This window comes from Mesorhizobium sp. M4A.F.Ca.ET.022.05.2.1 (assembly GCF_003998845.1).
Taxonomy (GTDB): domain Bacteria; phylum Pseudomonadota; class Alphaproteobacteria; order Rhizobiales; family Rhizobiaceae; genus Mesorhizobium.
This window is the reverse complement of the sequence record NZ_RZOJ01000402.1, coordinates 1-5,490: the sequence shown is the minus strand read 5'-3', so window position 1 is coordinate 5,490 and position 5,490 is coordinate 1. Positions and strand designations below refer to the sequence as shown.

At 64.4% G+C, this 5,490-nt stretch carries 7 protein-coding genes and 2 tRNA genes; 5 read left to right on the top strand and 4 right to left on the bottom strand.

All coding sequences use genetic code 11. The features are described from left to right. From EN745_RS28955 to EN745_RS28940, 4 genes are all read left to right on the top strand, one after another. Positions 1-245 (top strand): TOBE domain-containing protein (locus EN745_RS28955; protein ID WP_145992181.1); only part of this gene is annotated, 245 nt, incomplete at its 5' end. Between the two features lie 30 nt (positions 246-275). After that, positions 276-728 (top strand): RbsD/FucU family protein, encoded by a 453-nt coding sequence (locus EN745_RS28950; RefSeq protein ID WP_126054886.1) that lies wholly within the window; start codon positions 276-278, stop codon positions 726-728. Between the two features lie 4 nt (positions 729-732). After that, positions 733-1,659 (top strand): ribokinase, encoded by a 927-nt coding sequence (gene rbsK / locus EN745_RS28945; RefSeq protein WP_126054885.1) that lies wholly within the window; start codon positions 733-735, stop codon positions 1,657-1,659. Between the two features lie 472 nt (positions 1,660-2,131). Then, the gene (locus EN745_RS28940; protein WP_126054884.1) at positions 2,132-2,359 is read left to right on the top strand and encodes a hypothetical protein; all 228 of its coding nucleotides are present in this window, start codon (positions 2,132-2,134) and stop codon (positions 2,357-2,359) included. 134 nt (positions 2,360-2,493) lie between these two features. On the opposite strand, the gene EN745_RS28935 is transcribed toward EN745_RS28940, so the two are convergent. After that, positions 2,494-2,570, bottom strand: a tRNA-Asp gene (locus EN745_RS28935). A 218-nt stretch (positions 2,571-2,788) separates the two neighbouring features. Here EN745_RS28935 and EN745_RS28930 point away from each other — a divergent pair. Continuing rightward, positions 2,789-2,864, top strand: a tRNA-Val gene (locus EN745_RS28930). A 63-nt stretch (positions 2,865-2,927) separates the two neighbouring features. Here EN745_RS28930 and EN745_RS28925 read toward each other — a convergent pair. From EN745_RS28925 to EN745_RS28915, 3 genes are all read right to left on the bottom strand, one after another. Next, positions 2,928-3,698, bottom strand: coding sequence for an SDR family oxidoreductase (locus EN745_RS28925; RefSeq protein WP_126054883.1), 771 nt, complete (start codon positions 3,696-3,698; stop codon positions 2,928-2,930). Further along, positions 3,695-4,690: an ABC transporter permease gene (locus EN745_RS28920; RefSeq protein WP_127422812.1), complete on the bottom strand. Its 996-nt coding sequence runs from the start codon at positions 4,688-4,690 to the stop codon at positions 3,695-3,697. Before EN745_RS28920 ends, EN745_RS28925 begins: the two co-directional genes overlap by 4 nt. Before the next feature lie 114 nt (positions 4,691-4,804). Next, positions 4,805-5,490 (bottom strand): substrate-binding domain-containing protein (locus EN745_RS28915; protein WP_145992180.1); only part of this gene is annotated, 686 nt, incomplete at its 5' end.

Below are 5,490 nucleotides of genomic sequence, written 5' to 3'. Positions count from 1 at the left end.
GCCAAAACGTCGTCTATGGCGTGCGGCCCGAGCATCTCGAAATCCACCCCGACGGCGTCGCTGCCAGGATTTCCGTGGTCGAGCCGACCGGTTCCGAAACCTTGGTCTTTGTGCGCTTCGGCGAAAGCGAGATGGTGGCGCTGTTTCGTGAGCGCCACGACTTCAAGCCGGGTGACACGCTGCATCTCAGGCCACGGCTCGACCAGCTCCACCTCTTCGACGCAGAGACCGGAAACCGGCTCTGATTTCCCAACAGATTTTTCGCGAGGACTGCCATGCTCAAAGGGATCAATCCGCTGCTCAACGCCGACGTGCTCCAGGCACTGCGGGCGATGGGCCACGGCGACGACCTGATCATCTGCGACACCAATTTCCCGGCCGATTCGGTCGCCCGCCAGACGGAGCTCGGCTATCTGCTGCGCATCGACGCGCCGGCGGCGGAGGTGGTGAAGGCGGTGCTGTCGCTCTATCCGCTGGACAGCTTCGTCGACGACGCCGCCGCCCGCATGGAGATCGTCGGCAATCCTGACGAGATCCCGCCGGTGCAGAAGGAGGTGCAGAAGGAGATCGACAAGGCCGAGGGCAAGGCCTGGCCGATGATCTCGATCGAGCGCTACGCCTTCTACGAGCGCGCCAAGAAGGCCTATTGCGTCATCCAGACCGGCGAGCGCCGCTTCTATGGCTGTTTCGCCTTCCGCAAGGGCGTCATTCCGCCGGATGCGGAGTAGGGCGATGCCCGGGAAGCCTGTCGTCATCCTCGGCGTCTTTGTTGCCGACACCGCCTATCGCGCCGATCGCCAGCCGCGCATGGGTGAGACCATCCTCGGCAACTCTTTCAAGCTGGGGCCGGGCGGCAAGGGCTCGAACCAGGCGGTCGCGGCCGGCAAACTGGGCGCCGACACCACCTTCCTGACCCGGCTCGGCGTCGACGCCTTTGCCGACATGGCCAAGCACACCTGGCAGGCGGCTGGCGTGAAGGCGGCGGTGATTGATACGCCGGAGAGCTATACGGGTGCCGCCTACATCTTCGTCGAGGAGACCAGCGGCAACAATGCCATCATCGTCAGCCCTGGCGCGGCGATGCTCATCTCGCCCGCCGACATCGAGGCCCATGCCGGCCTGATCCGTTCGGCCGGCGTCTTCATCACCCAGCTCGAACAGCCGATCGAGGCAGCGCTGAAGGCGCTGGAGATCGCGCGCGAGGCAGGGGTGACGACCATCCTCAATCCGGCCCCGGCGGCGAGGCTGCCTGACCGCATCTATGCGCTTTGCGACTACGTCACCCCCAACGAGACCGAGGCCGAGGAACTGACCGGCATCAAGGTGTCGTCCATCGACGATGCCCGCCGCGCCGCCGACAGTTTTCTGGCGAGGGGTGTCGGTTCTGTCATCATCACGCTCGGCGAGAAGGGCGCGCTGCTGCACACGAAGAGCGGCTCCGACCACGTCGGCGCCGTCAGTGCAGGTCCGGTTGTGGAAACAACGGGCGCCGGCGACGCCTTCAACGGCGGTCTCGCGGCGGCACTGGCGAAAGGCGTCGAGCCGCTGCAGGCGGTGAGATTCGCCTGCGCCGTCGCCGGCATTTCGGTGACCCGTCCTGGCACGGCTCCGTCGATGCCGACATTGCAGGAAGTCGAGGCGCTGCTGGCGCGGGGTTAATTCCCGACCGAGTCGCGTGCAGCCCCCACCTGTCCGGATTGTCGTCGGGCCACTAGGCATCAAGGCGGCCGATCGGGTGGCGTCCTCCATCCTGACATTCCCGGTCGCCAGGATGCCCGAATACCATCTGGGGCCGAACGTTCTCAAGGCGGTTTCGGAGATCTGCTTATTGCTGTCGTTGGACCGGCATACCGGCAAGCCTGCCCAAAAGGCCTCTCCGCCTTGGCCTCTGGTGACATATTAGCCACAGATAATGTTTATCGGTGATCACGTCTTGCGCCTTTGGCTTGGGTGTCCCGTAATGGGTCATCATTTCTGGCATCGCGATTGCAATGTCAGCAATGCTCGGGGTCGATCGTACCCCGACAGCCGGGGGGCAAATTTGGGGGCCCCGCCGCTCCGCCAATGGAGCGGCGGGCTCTTTGACAACTGAGAAGGCCGCCTGAATCGCCAAACCTTGGGTGCTCCAGCCATGTATTTTCCTCAGTTTCTAGTGGGCATGCTCGCGACGTCGTTCGTCACGGCTATCTGGGTTGGAATCGAAACCGGCTCTGTCTGGACAGCGCTCGGTTGGGCCATTCTTGCGATGGTCATTCTTCAGATTGGATATGTCGGTCTGGTCGTGCGCCTGATCTACAAGCGGCCATCGGAAGGCACTGAACTGGCCCGGGTATCGACAAATTACACGCCCCCGGCGTGAAGCGCGGGCGATCAGGCTTGCAGCGTAGCCGGCGCAGGGCTCCCGGACGGGATCATATTGAAAAGCTGCAACCCTCCGCCGCCGGAAAGGTCAAACTTTTTTCGGAGGGGCCGGGCCTAAGCCCTTGAAAGAAATGGCGCGAGTGACGGGGCTCGAACCCGCGACCTCCGGCGTGACAGGCCGGCACTCTAACCGACTGAGCTACACCCGCGCACTGACGAGCACGTGTCAGCCGTGTTCGTCGTTGGGCCGCTGGATAAGGGGTTCGCCACCGGGTGTCAAGCGCGGCAAAGCACCTTATCAGCAAACTGGAGAAGGTTTTTTGACAACCGCCTCTTTCCGCTGGAAAACCGCCACGCGGCCAACGCGGCGCCTGTTCATTTGGCCTTGCGAAGCCTGCCCTAACTGCTTAAAGGTCCGGCCCGGAGCGGGCGATTAGCTCAGTTGGTAGAGCGCTTCGTTTACACCGAAGATGTCGGCGGTTCGAGCCCGTCATCGCCCACCATCCCAGCCATCTTCAAGCAGTCACCTGACGCGAATCTCGCCGTTCGGCCACGCCCGCCAACGATCACGGCGGCAGCAGGCGAAAATCCTTGCCTTCGGGCAGCAGCTGTCCGCCGTCGACGACGATGGTCGTGCCGGTGATGTAGCTGGCGTCGTCAGAGGCGAGGAACAGGAAGGCGTTGGCGACGTCGCGCGGGCTGCCCAGCCGTCCGAGCGGTATGGAGTCCTGCATGTTCTGGATATAGGCAGCACCGCGATGCAGCTCGATCGCCTCGGTGAGGATGTTGCCGGGCTCGACGCCGTTGACGGTGATGCCGTAGCCGGCGAATTCGAGCGCGGCGGCACGGATCAGCCCGTTGATTCCGGCCTTGGTCGCCGAATAATGGCCGTGGCCGGGGCTAGTGACATGCGGCCCGGTGATCGACGAGGTGAACAGCATACGGCCATGCCGCTGCGCCTTCATCGGCACGAGCGCAGCCCGTGTGGCATTAAAGGAGCCGCGCAGGTTGACCGCCATCACTCTATCCCAGTCCTCCGGGCTGGTGTTCTCGATCAGCTGCCAGGGATAAATCCCGGCATTCTGGACCAGGATGTCGAGTCGGCCATGCTGCTCGAGCGCCAGCGCCACGGCGGCCTCGGCCTCGGCCATTTGCGAGATATCGGTGCGGATGAAGGCGGCGCCGAACTCGCTTGCGGTGGCTTGTCCGGCCTCGGCCTCGGTATCGGCCAGCACGAGCTTCGCGCCCTCTTCGGCGAAACGCTGCGCGATGCCCTTGCCGATGCCGCGCGCGCTGCCGACGATCAGCGCGACCCTGTCCTGCAGCCGGCCGGTCATGCCAGCCTCTGCCGGATGGTCTGCTTGAAGGCGTCGAGCAGCACCGCCGCCAGCACCAGCAGGCCGTGGATCACCTGGGTGAAATTGGCCGGCAGGCCCATCAGGTTGATCGCCGTGTTGATGGCCGAGAGCAAGAGCACGCCGGCATAGACGCCGGGCAGGGTGCCGACGCCGCCCTTCAGGCTGACGCCGCCGATGACGACGGCGGCGAAGGCGTTGAACAAAAGCCCGACGCCGAGATTGGCGGTGGCGCCGGAGGTGCGGATGGCCAGCAGCCAGCCGGCGAGACCGGCGATGGCGCCGGCAAGCACGAAGGCGATGATCAAATTGCGGTTGACGCGGATGCCGGCGCGGAAGGTGGCCGTCTCGTTGCCGCCGATCATCACCAGGTGCCGGCCGAACGGCGTCTTGGCCATGATCAGCGAGAAGACGACGAAACAGGCGATGGCGATCCAGGCGGTGAGCGGCAGGCCGATCAGGCGCTGGATGCCGAACCAGCGGATCGCCGGCGCCAGGTCCTGTGCCGAGCGGCCACCGGAAACGACGAGCACCAGGCCGCGCACCCAGATGTAGGAGGCCAGCGTGATGATGAAGGCGCTCATCTTCAGCCTGACGATCAGGAAGCCGTTGAAGACGCCGATGATGCCGCCGACGAGGACGGCGAGCAGCAGCGAAACCGGGACCATCAGCCATTGCGGGTGCAGTTGCACGCCGAGGCCGATGCCCGACGAGCAGAACAAGATGCCGACCGCCATGGCGCTGAGCGCGGCGACCGATTCGACCGATAGGTCCATGTGGCCGGCGATGATGACCAGCGCCAGGCCGATCGACATCACGCCCAGCACGCTGGAGGCCTCGATGATGTTGGCGAAGATGCCGAGCTGGAAGTAGTTCGGAATGAGCAGGGAAAACACCACCAGCACGAAGACCAGCATGAACCAGACGAGATTGTCGAGAATGAGCTCGAGAGCATGGCGGGTGCGGGGGGTCATGAGCTGATCCGGTTGGCGCGCGTGTTTGACAGTGTTGCGGCTTCGCGCGTTTCGACGCGCGCGGCGCTTTTGAGGGGGCGCTCCGGGCCGGGTAGCCCGGAGCGGTCCTGGTGGTTACTCGACCGGTTTTACGGTTTCGGTCGGCGGCTTCTGGTTGCCCCAGAAGGCCGGATTGTCGACGTTCTCCTTGGTGATGGCGGCGCCAGGGATCTTGATGTTCGGGCCCCAGGCTTCCTTGGTCACCGTCGACTTCAGGCCAAGCACCTCATATTCGCCGGGCTTGATCTCTTCCTTCTTGACGATCTTGTCCATGAACATGGCGATAGCCGCGGCCTGGGCGTAGAGCGGCTGTTCGACTTCGACGTTGAGCCAGCCCTTGCGGATCAGGTCGAGACCGACCGGTGCGCCGTTCGAGCTCATCATCATGACGTCGCCGGGCTTCTTGCCGGCAGCCTCGAGCGAGGCGACGCCGGCGACCGAGAGATGCGCGGCATGGCTGAAGATCAGGTCGATATCGGGATTGGCGAGCATCTGGTCGGCGACGATGGTGCCGGCGTTGCTGGCTTCCCACTGCATGGCCGGAAGCGAGATGATCTTGACGTCCGGGAACGCCTTCATCTTCTCCTCGAACCCCTTCTGGATGTCGAGCGTGTAGGGATCGCCGGGATCGCCGAGCACCTGCAGGATCTTGCCCTTCACCGCGCCGTTCTTCGCTTTCAGGAGCTTCTCGGCCTGGTCGGCGGCGACGTAGCCGATCTCGACCGTGCCGGCGACCGAGGTGAAGTCGGACGGCGTGGAGG